This is a genomic window from Arthrobacter sp. TJ-254 (genome assembly GCF_058269175.1).
Genome location: NZ_JBZCNF010000001.1, coordinates 498,644 through 514,603 on the forward strand (window position 1 = coordinate 498,644; position 15,960 = coordinate 514,603).

General features: G+C 68.2%; 14 protein-coding genes and 1 riboswitch. Of the genes, 7 read left to right on the forward strand and 7 right to left on the reverse strand.

All coding sequences use genetic code 11. The annotated features are described in order from the left end of the window. The first annotated feature begins 4 nt into the window (after positions 1-4). Positions 5-238 carry a hypothetical protein gene (locus AC4D14_RS02315; RefSeq protein ID WP_490899968.1) on the forward strand — a complete coding sequence of 78 codons (234 nt, stop codon included), beginning with the start codon at positions 5-7 and terminating at the stop codon, positions 236-238. 82 nt (positions 239-320) lie between these two features. On the opposite strand, the gene AC4D14_RS02320 is transcribed toward AC4D14_RS02315, so the two are convergent. Genes AC4D14_RS02320 through AC4D14_RS02335 form a run of 4 tightly spaced genes read right to left on the reverse strand, consistent with a single transcriptional unit; the run spans position 321 to position 3,392 of the window. Beyond that, a complete protein-coding gene (locus AC4D14_RS02320) occupies positions 321-1,358 on the reverse strand; it encodes a sulfate/molybdate ABC transporter ATP-binding protein (RefSeq protein ID WP_490899969.1) in 1,038 nt (345 codons plus the stop codon). Beyond that, positions 1,355-2,200 (reverse strand): ABC transporter permease, encoded by an 846-nt coding sequence (locus AC4D14_RS02325; RefSeq protein ID WP_490899970.1) that lies wholly within the window; start codon positions 2,198-2,200, stop codon positions 1,355-1,357. The genes AC4D14_RS02320 and AC4D14_RS02325 overlap by 4 nt, the downstream gene beginning before the upstream one ends. Continuing rightward, a complete protein-coding gene (gene modA, locus AC4D14_RS02330) occupies positions 2,197-2,985 on the reverse strand; it encodes a molybdate ABC transporter substrate-binding protein (RefSeq protein ID WP_490899971.1) in 789 nt (262 codons plus the stop codon). The genes AC4D14_RS02325 and modA overlap by 4 nt, the downstream gene beginning before the upstream one ends. After that, positions 2,982-3,392: a TOBE domain-containing protein gene (locus tag AC4D14_RS02335; protein ID WP_490899972.1), complete on the reverse strand. Its 411-nt coding sequence runs from the start codon at positions 3,390-3,392 to the stop codon at positions 2,982-2,984. The genes modA and AC4D14_RS02335 overlap by 4 nt, the downstream gene beginning before the upstream one ends. A gap of 283 nt (positions 3,393-3,675) precedes the next feature. Between AC4D14_RS02335 and AC4D14_RS02340 the strand changes: the two genes are divergently transcribed. The 5 genes from AC4D14_RS02340 (at position 3,676) to AC4D14_RS02360 (ending at position 7,402) form a co-directional block, all read left to right on the forward strand. Continuing rightward, positions 3,676-4,242 (forward strand): YceD family protein, encoded by a 567-nt coding sequence (locus tag AC4D14_RS02340; protein ID WP_490900475.1) that lies wholly within the window; start codon positions 3,676-3,678, stop codon positions 4,240-4,242. A gap of 2 nt (positions 4,243-4,244) precedes the next feature. Further along, a complete protein-coding gene (rpmF, locus tag AC4D14_RS02345) occupies positions 4,245-4,448 on the forward strand; it encodes a 50S ribosomal protein L32 (protein WP_120165325.1) in 204 nt (67 codons plus the stop codon). 63 nt (positions 4,449-4,511) lie between these two features. Next, positions 4,512-5,210: a ribonuclease III gene (gene rnc, locus AC4D14_RS02350; RefSeq protein ID WP_490899973.1), complete on the forward strand. Its 699-nt coding sequence runs from the start codon at positions 4,512-4,514 to the stop codon at positions 5,208-5,210. A gap of 7 nt (positions 5,211-5,217) precedes the next feature. After that, positions 5,218-6,183, forward strand: a complete 966-nt coding sequence (gene mutM, locus AC4D14_RS02355; protein ID WP_490899974.1) for a bifunctional DNA-formamidopyrimidine glycosylase/DNA-(apurinic or apyrimidinic site) lyase — start codon at positions 5,218-5,220, stop codon at positions 6,181-6,183. 123 nt (positions 6,184-6,306) lie between these two features. Further along, positions 6,307-6,484: riboswitch (cyclic di-AMP (ydaO/yuaA leader) on the forward strand. Between the two features lie 3 nt (positions 6,485-6,487). After that, positions 6,488-7,402 (forward strand): C40 family peptidase, encoded by a 915-nt coding sequence (locus tag AC4D14_RS02360; protein ID WP_490899975.1) that lies wholly within the window; start codon positions 6,488-6,490, stop codon positions 7,400-7,402. Between the two features lie 56 nt (positions 7,403-7,458). On the opposite strand, the gene AC4D14_RS02365 is transcribed toward AC4D14_RS02360, so the two are convergent. Genes AC4D14_RS02365 through AC4D14_RS02375 form a run of 3 tightly spaced genes read right to left on the reverse strand, consistent with a single transcriptional unit; the run spans position 7,459 to position 12,127 of the window. Next, positions 7,459-8,433 (reverse strand): NAD-dependent epimerase/dehydratase family protein, encoded by a 975-nt coding sequence (locus AC4D14_RS02365; protein ID WP_490899976.1) that lies wholly within the window; start codon positions 8,431-8,433, stop codon positions 7,459-7,461. After that, positions 8,430-11,108, reverse strand: a complete 2,679-nt coding sequence (locus AC4D14_RS02370; RefSeq protein ID WP_490899977.1) for an alpha/beta fold hydrolase — start codon at positions 11,106-11,108, stop codon at positions 8,430-8,432. Before AC4D14_RS02370 ends, AC4D14_RS02365 begins: the two co-directional genes overlap by 4 nt. After that, positions 11,102-12,127: a 3-oxoacyl-ACP synthase III gene (locus AC4D14_RS02375; RefSeq protein ID WP_490899978.1), complete on the reverse strand. Its 1,026-nt coding sequence runs from the start codon at positions 12,125-12,127 to the stop codon at positions 11,102-11,104. Before AC4D14_RS02375 ends, AC4D14_RS02370 begins: the two co-directional genes overlap by 7 nt. A gap of 223 nt (positions 12,128-12,350) precedes the next feature. Between AC4D14_RS02375 and smc the strand changes: the two genes are divergently transcribed. Next, positions 12,351-15,947 (forward strand): chromosome segregation protein SMC, encoded by a 3,597-nt coding sequence (gene smc / locus AC4D14_RS02380; protein ID WP_490899979.1) that lies wholly within the window; start codon positions 12,351-12,353, stop codon positions 15,945-15,947. Positions 15,948-15,960 lie beyond the last annotated feature (13 nt).

Below are 15,960 nucleotides of genomic sequence, written 5' to 3' on the forward strand. Positions count from 1 at the left end.
CGCTGTGGGAGATCGGACCCGGATTTCGCCTGATGAGGAGTTCCCTGAGGAACTGGAAACGCTCCAGGACGAAGAAGTCGAGGTCCTCAACAGCAAGGTGCACCGCCAGCTCGACAAGGAATATGTCGAAGAGGGCGAGCCGGACCCGGAAACCGACGCCCGCCACGAAGAACTCACCGAGGAACTCGACCGCCGCGAAGGCGAGGAATCCGGCGCCGGGGAGAAGTCGGCGGTCTGACCTGCTCCCCGGTTCCCCGCACCAAGGGCGCCCAACGCGCTGAGTACGCGTGGCCGCGCGGGTCCGTCCGGGCAGCGGGGGGCTAGAGCGGGTAAAGGCTGACTGCGGCCGCCTTCACAACGAACCAGGCAGGCGAGCCCGGCCCGAGGTCCAGTTCGGCTGCCGCCGCCGCGCTCACCTCGGCGCTCAGGTGCCCGGCATGCACGATGACGAAGCTGCCCCGGGGTTCGAGATCGGTCACGGTGACCGGGATGACATTGCGCGGGCTGCCCGCCGGTGGCGCAAGGAAAACCGAAACGGACCGCGGACTGAACACCGAGGCGGCCGGTGACCCGGGCTGCAGGAGGGGCTCCGCACCCGCTTCGATCGCGACGCCGTCCTGGCCTCGAAGCCCCGGACCTGTGCTCTGGCCCGAAACGAAGTTCAGGCCTGCAAGCCCCGCCGCGAATGCGCTGCGCGGACGCTCGAGCACCGCCCGGACATCGCCTGCCTCGGCGACCCGGCCCTTCTCCAGCACGGCCAGGGTGTCGGCGAGCATCAGCGCGTCGAGGACATTGTGCGTGGCGATGATTGCCTTGCGTCCCGTGAGGACCCTGCGGAGCATCCTCCGCAGGGCGGGGGCGACGGCGGCATCCACCGAGGCGAACGGCTCATCGAGAAGCAGCAGTTCGGGTTCGGCGGCAAGGGCCCGTGCTACGGCGACGCGCTGGGCCTGGCCGCCAGACAGCTCCGCCGGCCGTCCTTCTGCGAGGTCGAGCGCTTCGGCTTCGCCCAGCCAGTGCAGGGCCCGCTCCCGTGCCGCCCCCCTCGATGCCCCGGCGCTCCGCGGACCGAACGCAACGTTGTCGAGCACGCTCATGTGAGGGAAAAGCAGTGCGTCCTGGGACAGCAGGCAAATCCCACGTTTGTGCGGCTCCCGGAAGAAGTGGCCGTCAAAGAGGGTGAGCCCGTTCAGTTCCGCCCGGCCGGCGTCGGGGCGCAGGAGCCCCGCTGCGACGGCAAGGAGCGTGGACTTGCCCGCACCGTTGGCACCCAGGAGGGCAAGGGTCTCACCGTCGTCAATTGAGAACCGCACGTCGAAGCTCCGTGCGGCAACAGAGGCGGAGAAGGTGAAACTCACTGCCGGCCTGCCGCAGCGGACCGGTGGACCAGTGAGACGACGATTCCTGCAACGATAACAAGCACGAGCGACAGCGCAACGGCCGCGTCAGGATCGGTTTCGCGCTGCAGGTAGATTTCGAGAGGGAGCGTGCGGGTGACCCCCTGCAGGCTGCCTGCAAATGTCAGGGTCGCGCCGAATTCGCCAAGCGCACGGGCGAAGGACAGGACCGCGCCCGAGAGCAGGCCGGGCAGGACGAGGGGCAGGCTCACCCTGCGCAGGATCGTTGAGGGTGAGGCTCCCAGCGTCGCGGCCACTGCCTCATACCGGCCGCCTGCGCTGCGCAGCGCCCCCTCGAGGCTGAGCACCAGGAAAGGCAGTGCGACAAAAGTCTGGGCAAGGATGACGGCGGTGGTTGAGAAGGCGATGTCGATCCCGAGTGCCCCGAACGTGCCGCCCAGCAGCCCCTGGCGCCCGAAGACGTAAAGGAGGGCGATGCCGCCCACCACCGGGGGCAGCACAAGCGGGAGCAGGACCAGCGACCGGAGGATCTTCTGGCCCGGAAACGTGCTCCGCGCGAGCACCAGGGCCATGGGGGTTCCAACCACCACGCAGAGGACGGTCGCCGCAGCCGAAGTCTTTGCGCTGAGCACCAGGGCGGCCCGAGAGGAGTCCGAGGTCACCAGGGGGATGAACCGGCTCCAGTCGACCCGCAGCAGCATCGCGGCGAGGGGAAGGAGGATGAACAGGGCGCCGAGTCCGGCCACGGCGAAGACCCATCCCGGGACGCCAGGGACCCGGGTGCGGGCCGGGGGAGGAGCGCCGCCGTCCCGGTAGCTGCGGCTGAAGCCGCCAGCCCTCATCCGGATTCCTCCGGCGGCCGAAAGCCCGCCGCGCGAAGCAGCCGGTCACCTGACGGGCTCAGGACGGCGGCAATGAAGCGGCGCGCATCTTCGGTGTTTCCGCCGCGCACCGCCGCGATCGGGTAGGTGGTCCTCCCCGCTGCGGAGTCGGCCAGCTTCACTTCCTCGACCTTCGGTCCGGCCGCGGCCACATCGGTCACGTAGACCAGACCGGCGTCTGCCTCGCCGGAGACGACCTTGCCGAGGACATCAGTGACCGAGGACTCCTCGCTGACGGGTGAGAGCCGCACGCCCTCCTGCTGCTGCACTTTTTGGGCAGCGGCGCCGCACGGCACCTGGGGGGCGCATGCCACCACCTTCACCGCGGGGCGCGCGAGGTCCGCGAAACTGGTGATTTCCTTCGGGTTGCCGGGCGGAACAGCGATGGTCAGAGTGTTGCCGGCGAAGTTGGAGGGCGCCCCGTCGATCAGCCCGTCGTCAACGAGGCGCTGCATGACCGCCGTATCGGCCGCAGCAAAAACGTCGGCCGGTGCCCCGGCCGTGATTTGGGTTGCGAGATCGGACGAACCGGCGAAATTGAGGACCACTTCAGCCCCGGGATTATTCTCTTCGTAGTTGGCCGCCACCTGCTCGAACACTGCGCGCAGCGATGCCGCGGCGAAGACGTTCACCGGGCTCCGCTCGCCATTTCCCGATGGCTCCGGGCCGCCGGCGCAGCCCCCGGACATCAGGGCCGCCACGAGTCCGGCGGCAAGGACGCCGCGGCGCAGTTTGCGGGCTGTCATGGCCGCCGCTGCCCCAGCGGAGTTTCGACGATGACTGCGGTTGCCTTCACGACGGCCACTGCAACGCTCCCCGGTTCAATGCCCAGTTCCCGGACTGCTTCGGAGCTCATCAGGGACACAACGCGGTGCGGCCCGCACTGCAGTTCGACCTGGGCAATGACGGTGTCTGCGGTCACCTTCGTGACCAGGCCGACGAACCGGTTGCGCGCGGAGCTTCCCCCCTGGGAGGGGTCGCCGAGCACCACCGCCCGTTTCCGCGCTAGCGCGGCAAGCTCCACACCGTCAACCTCCAGGATCCCCGACCCGGACCGGCGGGCCTGGAGGGTTCCGTCCTCGACCCAGCGGCGGACGGTGTCATCGCTCACGCCGAGGTAGTTCGCTGCGTCGCGTATCCGTATATGCGGCATAAGAAGGACAGTACTCCCTCAGATCAGGCGAGGTAAGGCGGTGGGGCATCTATTTCAGAGCCGTGCCGTATCCTCGGGAGGAGGCGGTGACGGGCAAGAAGTGCCGCACGGGCCTCCGAAGCCGCCCGTGGCAATTCGAGCCGGTCGATCCCCGGCCGGCGCGGGATGGGTGGGGCTGGGCCGGAGAGTACGCGTTTTGGGCTGAGGGAGCATGTCAGGCTAGGATGATATGTCGGTCATATGTTCTACAGGAGTCACCATTAAAAGCGATCTCAGTTCGCCTTTGATCTTTAGTGTCAAAGACCTCGGGCGCAGCCCGGGAAGCATGCGGACAATCGAAGAACATGTACCCGCACCCAAGGATTTCGGCGTGGCGCTGATTGGCGTGCAGGAAGGTTCCACAATGGAACTGGACCTGCGGCTTGAAGCGGTTCATGAGGGAATTCTGGTATCGGGCACCGCAGACGTCGAGGTAACGGGCGAATGCGGCCGCTGCCTGACTCCCATCCGATACACAAGCGATGTGGAGATTCAGGAACTCTTCTACTACGGTGACTCCGAGTCGCTCGACGCTGAAGATGAAGAAGAGCTGCACCGGGTTGAGAGCGATGCGATCGATCTTGAACCAGTGCTGCGGGACGCAGTTGTTACATCGCTGCCGTTCCAGCCGGTGTGCCGGGAGGACTGCAAGGGCCTGTGTTCCGAATGCGGAGCGCGCCTTAATGACGACCCGGACCATCATCACGAAATTTTGGATCCTCGCTGGTCCGCCCTTGCAGGGCTGGCCGGCACTGTCGCTGAGAATGATGCGGCACCACGTACAGAGTCAGACGAGAGAGAAGAGAGTTAGTCGTGGCTGTTCCCAAGCGGAAAATGTCCCGCGCCAATACACGCGCACGCCGGTCCCAGTGGAAGGCAACTGCCCCCAAACTGGTGAAGACCGTTGAGAACGGCCGCGTCACCTACAGCCTTGCCCACCAGGCAAAGGTAGTAACCGACTCCGCCGGCACCCCGCTGTTCCTTGAGTACAAGGGCCGCAAGGTAGCCGACGTCTAACATGGTCGCTGCGACCGGCCCGCATCAGGGCTCTATCGAGTCGCTGCGGAAGCGCAGGTAGACGTGCCTCCCATCGAAGAACTCGCGAAGCGTCTCGGTGTCGAAATCGATGCCGGGACGCTTCGTCTTGCACTCACGCACCGCTCCTATGCCTATGAGCAGGGAGGCATCCCCACCAACGAGCGTCTCGAATTCCTCGGGGATTCTGTGCTCGGGCTATCGGTGACCGATGCCCTCTACCGGGACAACCCGGAACTCTCCGAGGGCGATCTGGCCAAGCGCCGCTCCGCCGTGGTGAGTACCCGCGCCCTTGCCGGCGTCGCGCGCGGCCTGAACCTTGGCCAGCACATCCTGCTCGGTCAGGGGGAGAAGCTGACCAACGGACGCGACAAATCCTCGATCCTTGCCGACACCATGGAGGCCGTCATCGGCGCCGCCTACCTCAGCCACGGCATAGAGACGGCGCAGGCCCTGGTGATGCGCCTGATCGGACCGCTGCTCAAGGACTCTGACGCGCTCGGGGAAGGCACCGACTGGAAGACCCGCATCCAGGAAACCGCCGCGGCACGGCGCCTGGGGCTGATCGACTACCAGGTCACGGGCACCGGGCCCGACCACGCGCGCTCCTTCGAGGCGCTGCTCGTCATCGGGGGCACCCCCTACGGAACCGGAACAGGCCACTCAAAGAAGGAAGCAGAGCAGGCAGCAGCCGCCGCTTCCTGGAAAATCCTCGGCGACACCGCACCGGTCGAAGGGCGCTAGGCACAGTTTGCCCGAACTCCCGGAAGTTGAAGTCGTCCGGCGGGGTCTGGCCCGCTGGGCCCTCGGCCGCTCCGTGGAGCGTGTGGAGGTCCTCGACCCCCGTTCCCTGCGCCGCCACCCTTTGGGGCCCGACGACTTCGCCGGGAACCTGACCGGCGCACGCATCGTCGACGTCGTCCGCCGTGGGAAGTTCCTGTGGATGCCGCTGCTCCCCGCCGACGCACCCGAGGACAAGACACCCTCCGTGGCGCTCATGGCGCACCTCGGGATGAGCGGCCAGATCCTGATGCAGGAACCGCGGGTACCGTCCGAAAAACACCTGAAGGTCCGTCTCGAGCTTTCGTCCGCGGTCGACGGTCTGGGTGCGCCGCTGCCGTCGGAACTGCGCTTTGTGGATCAACGGATCTTCGGTGGGATGTTCCTCACCGACCTCGAGCCCACCCAGGATGGACACATTGGCGGGACGAGTGAGATTAATCTCGCCCTGATTCCCCGTGAGGCTTCTCACATCGCCCGCGATCCGCTCGATCCAGCCTTTTCATTCGAGGCCTTTCACGAGCGGCTTCGGAAGCGGCGGGTGGGCCTCAAGCGGGCGCTGCTCGACCAGGGGCTCATCTCGGGAATCGGGAATATCTACGCCGACGAAGCCCTGTGGGCATCCCGCCTCCACTTCGCGCGCCCCACCGAGACAATGCGCAGGCCAGACACGCTTCGGCTCGTGGAGGCGGTGCGGGATGTGCTCCTGCGGGCCCTCGATGCCGGGGGCACAAGCTTCGATTCCCTCTACGTCAACGTCAACGGGGAGTCGGGTTACTTCGTCCGCTCACTCAACGCCTACGGACGGGGCGGGCAGCCCTGCAGGCGCTGCGAGACGGATGGGGTGGCCTCCCTGATCCGGCGCGATGCCTTCATGAACCGCTCTTCCTACACCTGTCCGCGTTGTCAAAAAGCCCCGCAGAGGCCGCGTCGTTAGTCAACGTTTACCGGGCTGTGATCCAAATGTGACAATCCGATATCTCGCAGGTAGCCTTGAGTCTGCGCCGGGCCACTCGGCATCGGCGCCCTTCGTCAGACTGCCTAACCCTGTCGGTGACTGAAGGACCGTTCGCTTAACATTTCCGACAGGGGCGGGGGAACCGATAGCGGACCTTTCTTGAAAGGTCCTTGGGGTTAAGACGCATGACGGACATCTGCTGGGGAGATGTCCAACTTCGTGTGTCCGGGTGTCCCATCCGAACCCGACAGCTAACTCCGCAGGCATCGGGAGAGGCAACATCATGTCGAAGAATCGTTCAATCGCGCGCCACCGTGCAACCCCGGTCCGCTCGAATCCCCTTAAGACAGCATCACGTGCAGTATCCGCCGGCGCCAGTGTCGCGGGTCGCCCCGCAGCCGTTGTCGTCGCTGCATCGGGCATCATGCTTGGCGCCGCGCTTCCGGCAAGCGCCGCAGGCGAGGTCAACCTGTCGGCCCAGGCCGCACCGGCACCCGTCCAGCAGGCAGCTCCGGCTCCCGCCCCCGCACCGGCTCCTGCCAACGGCGGCTCAGTGACCCACACGGTCCGCGCCGGTGACACCCTCGGCCTCATCGCGGCCAACTACGGCGTCAGCCTCGATGCGATCTTCGCAGCGAACGGCCTTAGCTGGTCATCGGTTATCTACCCGGGACAGTCCGTTGTGATCTCCGGTGAAGGTGTCGCAGCGGCACCGGCTCCGGCCGCTCCGGCCGCTCCGGCCGCTCCGGCCCAGCCTGCAGCTCCGGCAGAGCAGGCTGCGCCGATCCAGACCGCCGCAGTCACAACTGCCGGCCAGATGGGCATCAGCAGCCAGAGTGCGAACATCCAGCCCATCGGCGTTGCAGCCAAGAGCGGCATCGTCGCCACGGCCATGCAGGGCGTTGGCGCGGGCTACGTGTACGGCGGCACCGGGTTCGGTACCTGGGACTGCTCCAGCTTCGTCCAGTGGGTCTACGCCCAGCACGGCATCGACCTGCCCCGCACCACCTGGGCCCAGTTCGCAGCCCTGAAGCCGACCAGCAACCCGCAGCCCGGTGACCTGGTCAGCCAGAACGGTGGAGGCCACGTTGGCATCTACCTCGGCGGCGGCAAGATGATCAGCGCCCTCAACCCCTCGCAGGGCACCCTCGTCCACGACGTGAGCGCCATGCAGGTTGACGGGTACTACACCCGCTAAGCGCACGGAATGAATGAAGAAGGCCGGTGCCCCTGGGCGCCGGCCTTCTTTGTGCCTTATCTGGAGCGGCTGTAATAGCCGGCGAGCCTTTCAAGGCCCTGATCGATGGATACGGCCGGCGTCCAGTCCAGCAGCTTCCGGGTCCGCCGCTGGTCGAACCAGTGGGCGGTCGAGAGCTGCTCGGCGAGGAAGCGGGTCATCGGCGGCTCGGAGGTCCAGCCGGCCCCCCGCCACAGCCGCTCCACGGCCGACCCGGCGGTACGCGCCAGTGGGCCGGGCACGTGCCAGCGGGGAGGGCTCACTCCACCGGCGGTGCAGATTCCGGCGATCAGCTCCCCGATCGGCCTAGGTTCGCCGTTCGTGACGACAACGGCTTCGCCCTCAACGTGCTCGATGCGGTGCAGTGCGGCAACGATCGCGGCGGCGGCGTTGTCGACATAGGTTGTGTCGATCATCGCCATCCCGGCGTCGAGCCGGGGGAGCCGGTGGGCGCGGGCGCGCTCGAGCACCCGTTCCACGAGCTGGGTGTCGCCGGGACCCCATACGACGTGCGGGCGCACCGCGGCAACCCGGAGGTCCGGCCCTGAGGCTTGGAGCGCGAGGAGCTCTGCCCGCGCCTTGGTGCGGGCGTAATCGCCCCGTGCCCGCTCCGGCGTCGCAGGGGTTGTACCGATGCCCATGAGGGAGGTTCCGGTGTGCGCGACCGAGGGTGAGGAGACGAACACGAAGTCCCGTACTCCGGCCTGCCGGGCCGCTTCAAGGACAATGCGGGTTCCCTGGACGTTGATCTCCTCGAACTCGGATGCCTTTCCGGCGAAGGAGACCTTGGCGGCGAGGTGGATCACCGCATCCATTCCGCGCGCGGCCCGCTCCGCCGCCGCCGGGTCGGTTACCGAGCCGAGCAGGTCCTCAATGCCCTCAAGTCCCGCGGGGCGGCGCTGGAAGCTGCGCACCGTGTGCCCCCGTGCCCGCAGCAGCACGGCGACGGCGCCGCCGAGGAGGCCGCTCGCGCCGGTCACGAGAACCCTCATGGCCGGGTGACGCGGCCGCCGGCGAGCGTTTTGGTGGCCCAGCGGGCCAGCCGTGAGCGGTCGAGCTTGGAGTTGTGGCGGATGTCCACGGGCAGCGACGGCACCGTCAGCACGGCCGCGACCTGCGTGCCCGCCGCAAGGCCGGCCGCACGCACCTTGGCGGCGAGGGCCGAAGGGGCGAGGGCTGGTTTGTCCCGGCGCCGCGCGGGTTCGGCCAGTTCGACGACGGCGACGACGGCCTGGGTGCCCTCGGGGCCCACACCGACCACTGCCGCGAGCCGGACGTCGTTAACGGCCTCGACTGCGTGTTCGATACCGACGGGCGTGAGCACGCCGTCCGGAGTGGTGATGATGTGCCCGAGGCGTCCCTCGACCCACAGCCGTCCGGCGGCGTCGAAGTGCCCGATGTCCCCGGTGCGGTGCCACGGCGCAGTCCGCGACGACTCGTGCTCCGTCCGCCACAGGCGGTAGTAGCGGTCCTTCACATGCGGTGCGTCAACAAGGATTTCGCCGGTGACCCCGGGCTCGGTCGATGGATCGCCCGCCGCCGATCCGTCTGCGGAGAGGGGGCTGACCGCCACCCTGGCGCCGTGGACGGCCGTTCCAACGCACACACCGTTTCCCGCTCCGGGCATGCCCGAGGCGGCGTCGGCTTCGGCCGCGCGGATCTGGAGGAGATCGACGTCGGTGACTGGCAGCGCCTCCGTCATGCCGTAGGGGGTGTGGAGGGAGGCGGCCGGAAGCAGCTCCTTGACGGATTCCAGCAGCGGGGCAGGGATGGGGGCGCCGGCTGAAAGCACCAGTTCAACATTCCGCAGTGCTTCAGCGCCCGAGGGCTTCAGGTCCGCCGCGGTTGCAAGGACGTTCCGGAGCGCTGCCGGGGAGGCAAAGACGGCGGTCGCTCCGACGGCCGCAGCGGCGTCGGCCAGGGCGGATGCCGTCAGCGTGCGCGGCGCCGTCACGTCCATATCGGGGGTCACCGATACGACGCCGAGGGCGGGCCCGAGCAGGGCGAAGGGCGCGAATCCTGCGACGAGCGCGCCGCCGGGGGCAAGCCCGAACGTCTCGGCAACGGTGTCGCGCATCGCCGAGAGCTGCCGGTGCGTGTAGACAACGCCCTTCGCCGGGCCGGTCGAGCCGGAGGTGAAGAGGATCGCCGCGTCGTCATCGGGGCCCGGTGCAGACGGGCCGGAGCCTACGGTGTCGGACGGCCGCGGCGCCTGGCGCAGTTCCTGCAGCGAGGTTTCAACCCCGAGCGCTCCGCGACGGGGCGCATCGAGCTTTTCGATGCTGACCCGGCGGCCGGGCCAGCCCAACACGCGGGCCGCGGTGAGGGCCCGGTCGATGCCGATCAGGAGATCGGGGGAGCTTCCCTTGACCGCGCGTGAAAGGCCCCGTGTGCCGAGCCCTGCATCAGCGACGACGACGACGGCGCCGATGCGCAGGCACGCGTAGAGGACAACGGTGAGGTCGACCCCGGGGGGAACCATGAGACTGACGCGGCTGCCGGTGCCCACGCCGAGTCCCCGGAGGCCGGCGGCCACTGTTTCAACTTCTCCCGCCAGCTCCGACCAGGTGAGGGTGCGGCGGACGGCTCCGTCGGCGCCCATCTCGGCGACGGCCGGGGTCGCCCCTGCGGCCCCTGCTGCCTGGAGGAGTCTGTGCTCCAGCGGGGTGAACCCGGTGCCGCCCGTGGGTCGGCGCGCCGCGCCATCATCATCAGGGGAAGGGGCTTCCGCCGTGGCACCGGCTGTGGCGCCGAGCCGCGTGTGAAGCCAGGAGAACAGTGTTCCTGCGACGTCGGCGTCCTCGTGGACGAGATGGCCGGCGTCCTCGAACCGGTGCACGTCGGCATCCGAAAGCCGCTGCGTGAGGTCCTCGAGGTAGGTATCGGAGAAGATGGGATCGTGGGGGCCCCACAGCAGCAGCGAGGGAACCTCGAGGCTCCGGATGCCCTCGGCGATTTCCGCAAGGGCGGGATAGCTGGGGTGGGCCTCGTTGCGGGGAATGTCGGACACGAAATCCGCTATGCCCGTGCGGTCGGCCGGCCTCCGGTAGGGCGCCCGGAAGGCGGCCCTCACTTCCGGGTCCAGCTTCGGCCGGGCGAGGGCGAGCGTCACGTCGAGGAAGGCGGAGGTTGAACGGGTGCCGGTCCGGTGCACCCCGGGCAGCAGTGCGAGCCTCAGGGGAGCGGGAATGGGCCGGGCATCACTCTGGTGCACGGCGGTGTTGGTCAGGATCACTCCGCGCAGGCGCTCGCGGTTGCGGTGTGCATATCCGAGACTGACCACTCCGCCCCAGTCGTGGCCGGCGGTGACGAGCGGCCCCGACAGCCCGAGCGCCGTTGTGAAATCCTCAAGGTCGCCCACCCTGTCGGCGAGCCTGCGGAACACGCCGGTGCGGGCGGAGAAGCCCATGTTCAACTGGTCGACGGCGACAACGCGCCAGCCGGCTGCCGCGCCGGGGGCCAGCAGCGACCTCCACAGGTAGGACCAGGTGGGGTTTCCGTGGACGCACAGGATCGTTCCCCGGGGAGTAGCACCGGATGCCTCGAGGAGCGCCGTGTTGTCCAGGTAGTGCCAGGTGAAGGAGCTGCCGGGGGCATCGGCCGGGCTTGAGGAAGGCACGTCGATGTACCGTGACCACGACGGGTCAAGGCCGGGAAGTGCTACCACGCAATCTCCATCATGGAGGTGTTGAGCCCCGAGCCAACTCCGAGGCACAGGACGCGGTCGCCGGCGTTGAGCGACTGCCCCTCCTGGGCGAGGGTCATGGGCAGGGAGGCGGGCCCCACGTTTCCCCACCGGGGGAACGTGATCGGCACGCGGTCGCGCACGAGGTTGACCGCCTTGATGATGGCGTTCGTGTAGGAGTTTGATACCTGGTGGGTCACGTATCGGTCCATGGCGTCCCACTTCCACCCGTCGGCCTGCGCCTCGTGCCAGGCGGTCACCACCAGCTCGAGGCCGCCGTCGAGAAGGCCCTTGGTGTCGGTGTACATCCCGTCGACGCCGCCCACGCACAGCTCGTGGTGCTGCGTTCCGGCCCGCGACACACCGCCGAGGATCCGGTGCGAACCGGGATGCAGGTCTGCAGGGCCGATGACGGCGGCCGCAGCGCCCGAGCCGAGGGTCAGTGTGGCGAATTCGCTGAGGAAGTCCTGGCGGGTCGAATCGGGATGGTTCAGCCGCGCGAAGGTCGCTTCCTGGGTGCCCTGTGCATCCTCGCCGGCAACGATCAGGGCGTACTTGATCTGCCCTGAATCGATCATGTTCGCAGCGAGGGTGATGCCGTTGACGAAGCCGAGGCAGGCGTTGGCCAGATCGAAGTTCATCGCTGAGGAGGGAAGGCCAAGCGAGTGATGGATCTTCACCGCCACCGAGGGTTCGAGGTTCCGCCGGGTGACGGAGGTGTTAATCAGCAGCCCCACCTCTCCGGGTTCGATGCCGGCCTCGGCCATCGCCTTGGCGCCCGCCTCGATCGCCGCATCGTCGAATCCCGTCCCGGGGGACCACCAGCGGCGTTCCGTCACTCCGGCAACGCGCTCAAGCAGCCTCTTGGAAAGGCGCAGCCGTTTGAGGCTGGGCGCCAGGCGTTCGTCGAACTCCGCGGAACTGACGACTACCGGGGCCTCCACGCTCGTGACGGCAAGCAGTGCCGTGTTCTCATGTCGAAACGTCGCGTTACCGGTCAAATTTCCTGCCTCATCAACTGTTCAGCTCCCTGAAACGGACGCCGTGACCCGCGTGCGGGCCGGCCAGGGAGCTCGGGATTCTTTCGAACCTTTGGAAAGCCTACTTCGTAATTTGTGCCATTGTTCGATTTTCGTTGGCACGCTCACACTGTGAATGCCGCTTGTTGGTCTCACGACCCAGTAGATTGGGGAGACCCGCCCCCTTCTGGAGATCCTGACCACTGTGCATTTGAAGAGTCTAACCGTGCGCGGCTTTAAGTCCTTCGCCTCAGCGACGACTTTCAACTTCGAACCCGGCGTTACCGCGGTCGTTGGGCCCAACGGCTCCGGAAAGTCCAACGTTGTCGACGCACTTGCCTGGGTTATGGGCGAACAGGGGGCGAAAACCCTCCGCGGCGGGAAGATGGAGGACGTCATTTTCGCCGGTACGTCAGGGCGCGCACCGCTCGGCCGTGCGCAGGTGACGCTGACAATTGACAACGCCGACGGCGCCCTGCCGATTGAATATTCAGAGTTGACGATCTCCCGGACGCTGTTCCGCGCGGGAGGTTCGGAATATGCGATCAATGGCAGAAACTGCCGATTGCTTGACATTCAGGAGTTATTGTCGGACTCCGGCCTTGGCCGTGAGATGCACGTGATTGTGGGGCAGGGCCAGCTCGACCGGGTACTTCACGCAACCCCTGAGGACCGGCGCGGATTCATCGAGGAAGCCGCAGGAATCCTCAAGCACCGGAGGCGCAGGGAAAAGACCGTGCGGAAGCTCGAGTCGATGCAGGCCAACCTCGCCCGTCTCACGGACCTCACCGGTGAACTGCGCCGGCAGCTGACGCCGCTGGGCAGGCAGGCCGACGTCGCCCGGCGTGCACAGCAGGTGCAGTTCGAAGTGCGCGATGCGCGGGCGCGCCTTCTCGCCGACGAGCTGGTCGGGCTCCGCGCCGACGTCGAGAGGGAAGCCGCCGAGGAGGCGGCGCTGAAGGAGCGCCGCGCCGACGTCGAGCGGCAGCTCACCGGTTCCCGGACGCGCCTGGCGGAGCTGGAGCGTCTCGCGGCGGAGGCCACACCCGCCGTCAACGGAGCCCGTGACACCTGGTACCGCCTCACCTCCACCCGTGACCGCTTCGCGTCGCTGGGAACCCTGGCGGCCGAACGGCGCAAACTGCTCGGCTCCGCCGATGCCCCGGCCGAATCCGGGCGCGACCCGCAGGAGCTCGAACGGTCTGCCGCACGGCTGCGGGCCGAGCAGGCGGAGCTCGCCAAGCAGGTCGATGAACAGCGTTCCGGGCTCGAGGAAGCGGTACAGCGCCGCACCAACGCCGAGGCCGCCGCGGCGGACGAGGACAAACGGCTCGCCGCGCTCCTTCGCGCTGCCGCCGACCGCCGCGAAGGCGTGGCCCGCCTCGCCGGGCAGGTGGGCGCCGCGCGGTCGAGGGTTGAATCCATCGAAGCCGAACTGGGCCGCCTGCGCAGCTCAATCGCCTCGGCGGGGGAACGGAAGAACGCCGCCAGGGCCGAATATGCGGCCCTTGAGGCGCAGGTGGCCGGCGCCGAGGAGGGCGAGGAAGGCCTCGACGCGGAATACGAGGAGGCACGGGTAGCCGTCGATGCCCTTGCCGCCCGGACCGCCGGGCTGCGCGAGGAAGCGCGATCCGCCGAGCGGGAACGTGATGCGCTCGCGGCCCGGCGCGAGGCCCAGCTGGAGGGTCTGCAGCAGCGCGACGGATCGGGGGCGCTCCTTGCCTCGGGGCTCTCCGGGGTCCTTGAACCCTTCGCAGGCCTGCTCCGGGTTGAACCCGGATTCGAAACGGCTGTCGCGGCAGCGCTCTCCGGCCTCGCCGAAGCCGTCGCCGTTGCCGATCTTGCCAGCGCCGTCGAGGCGCTCGACCTGATGAAACGGGAGAACTCGGGCCAGGTCGCGTTGGTTGTCGCCGACGAGGCCGCAGCAGCGCCGGGGCAAGGAAACCCGGCCGGTCCCGCCGGAACCGCCGCGGCTGGAATCGGCCGCCGCGCCAGGGACCTTGTCACCTGCAGCCCATCCCTCGCCCCGGCCCTCGCCGCCCTGCTGGCGGGCGTCGTCGTCGTCGAGGACGGCAGTGAAGCCCGGGCGGTGGTTGAGGCCAACGGCGCGTTGACCGCGGTCACCCGTGACGGCGACGTCGTCTCCGCCCACACCGCGCGCGGCGGATCGCCCGGTGCGCCGGGTGTCCTGGAACTGCGGGCAGCCGCCGAGGAGACCGAGAACCGCCTCCGCAACGCCTCCGGGCAGCTTGAACAGCTGAAGTTCCGGCTCGCCGCAGTGGCCGCCGAACGCACCGAAGCGGAGTCGCGGGCCAATGCTGCCCTGGAGCGGCTCCACGAATCCGATGCGCGCCTTGCCGCCGTGTCCGAGCAGCTTGGCCAGCTCGGGTCGGCCCTCCGGTCCGCCGACGGGGAGGCGGAGCGGCTCGGACAGCTCGCCCGTGCCGCCGAGGTGAACCTTGCCGCCGAGCAGTCGAAGCTCCACGATGCGGCTGAACGCCTCGCCGCGGTCCAGGACCTGCCGGCCGACCCGGACCCCTCGGTCGCCGAAAGGGACCGGCTCGCCCGAGCAGCGGTGCAGTCCCGCCAGGCCGAAATGGACGCCCGCCTTGCCCTGCGCGGTTCCGAGGAGCAGCTGAACGCCCTGACGAACCGCGCCGCTTCGCTCGAACGTGCCGCCGCTGCGGAGCGCGCCGCCCGCGAGCAGGCCGCCGAACGGGCACGGATCCGCGCCCGCCAGGCCGCCCGTGCGGCCGCCGTTGCGGCGGCCGTCCAGCAGGTGCTTGCCTTCATCGAGCTCTCAATCGCCGACGCCGCCGCCAAGCGCGACGAAGCCGAGCGGATCCGCACCCAGTGGGATGCCGAGCTCGGCGCGGTCCGCACCACAATCGACGAACTTGCCGCCGAACTGGCCCGGCTGACCGAGTCGGTGCACCGCGACGAACTTGCCCGGGCCGAGCAGCGCCTGCGCATCGAGGCACTTGAGAACCGTTCGATCGAAGAGCTCGGGCTCACCCCGGAACACCTCACCGCCGAGTTCGGTCCCCACCTTCCGGTGCCGGCCGGCGCGGCCGAAGGCGACAAGTGGGCCGAACTGCGCGCTCCGGTCGACGAGGACGGCACACCGATTCCCGAAGGCATCCCCTTCGTGCGGGCCGAGCAGGAAAAACGGCTCAAGAAGGCCGAACGGGATCTCAGCGCCCTCGGCAAGGTCAATCCCCTCGCCCTTGAGGAATTCGAAGCGCTTGAGGAGCGGCACTCCTTCCTCACCACCCAGCTCGAAGACCTCAAAGCGACACGGAAGGACCTGCTCGACATCATCCGGCAGGTCGACGAGCACGTTGAGCAGGTCTTCACCGCCGCCTACCGTGACACCGCGATTCAGTTCGAGCGGGTCTTCGCGACGCTCTTCCCCGGCGGCGAGGGGCGCCTGGTGCTCACCGACCCCGATGACATGCTGGCCACCGGCATCGAAGTGGAGGCCCGTCCGGCAGGGAAGCGCATCAAGCGGCTGTCGCTGTTGTCAGGGGGTGAGCGCTCCCTCACCGCGGTCGCGCTCCTCGTCGCCATCTTCAAGGCCCGGCCGTCGCCGTTCTACGTGATGGACGAGGTCGAGGCGGCCCTCGACGACACCAACCTGGGCCGGCTGATCTCCATCTTCGAGGAGCTTCGCGAATCGAGCCAGCTCATCATCATCACCCACCAGAAGCGCACCATGGAGGTCGCCGACGCCCTGTACGGGGTGACCATGCGCGGTGACGGCGTCTCAACGGTGATCAGCCAGCGCCTGGTCGAGGCCTGAGCGGCCCCGCCGA

Bases quoted from the DNA above. Each gene is read 5' to 3' on its own strand.
- AC4D14_RS02325 (WP_490899970.1), bottom strand. From the start codon at position 2,200: ATGAGGGCTGGCGGCTTCAGCCGCAGCTACCGGGACGGCGGCGCTCCT.
- modA (WP_490899971.1), bottom strand. From the start codon at position 2,985: ATGACAGCCCGCAAACTGCGCCGCGGCGTCCTTGCCGCCGGACTCGTG.
- AC4D14_RS02335 (WP_490899972.1), bottom strand. From the start codon at position 3,392: ATGCCGCATATACGGATACGCGACGCAGCGAACTACCTCGGCGTGAGC.
- AC4D14_RS02360 (WP_490899975.1), top strand. From the start codon at position 6,488: ATGTCGAAGAATCGTTCAATCGCGCGCCACCGTGCAACCCCGGTCCGC.
- AC4D14_RS02365 (WP_490899976.1), bottom strand. From the start codon at position 8,433: ATGAGGGTTCTCGTGACCGGCGCGAGCGGCCTCCTCGGCGGCGCCGTC.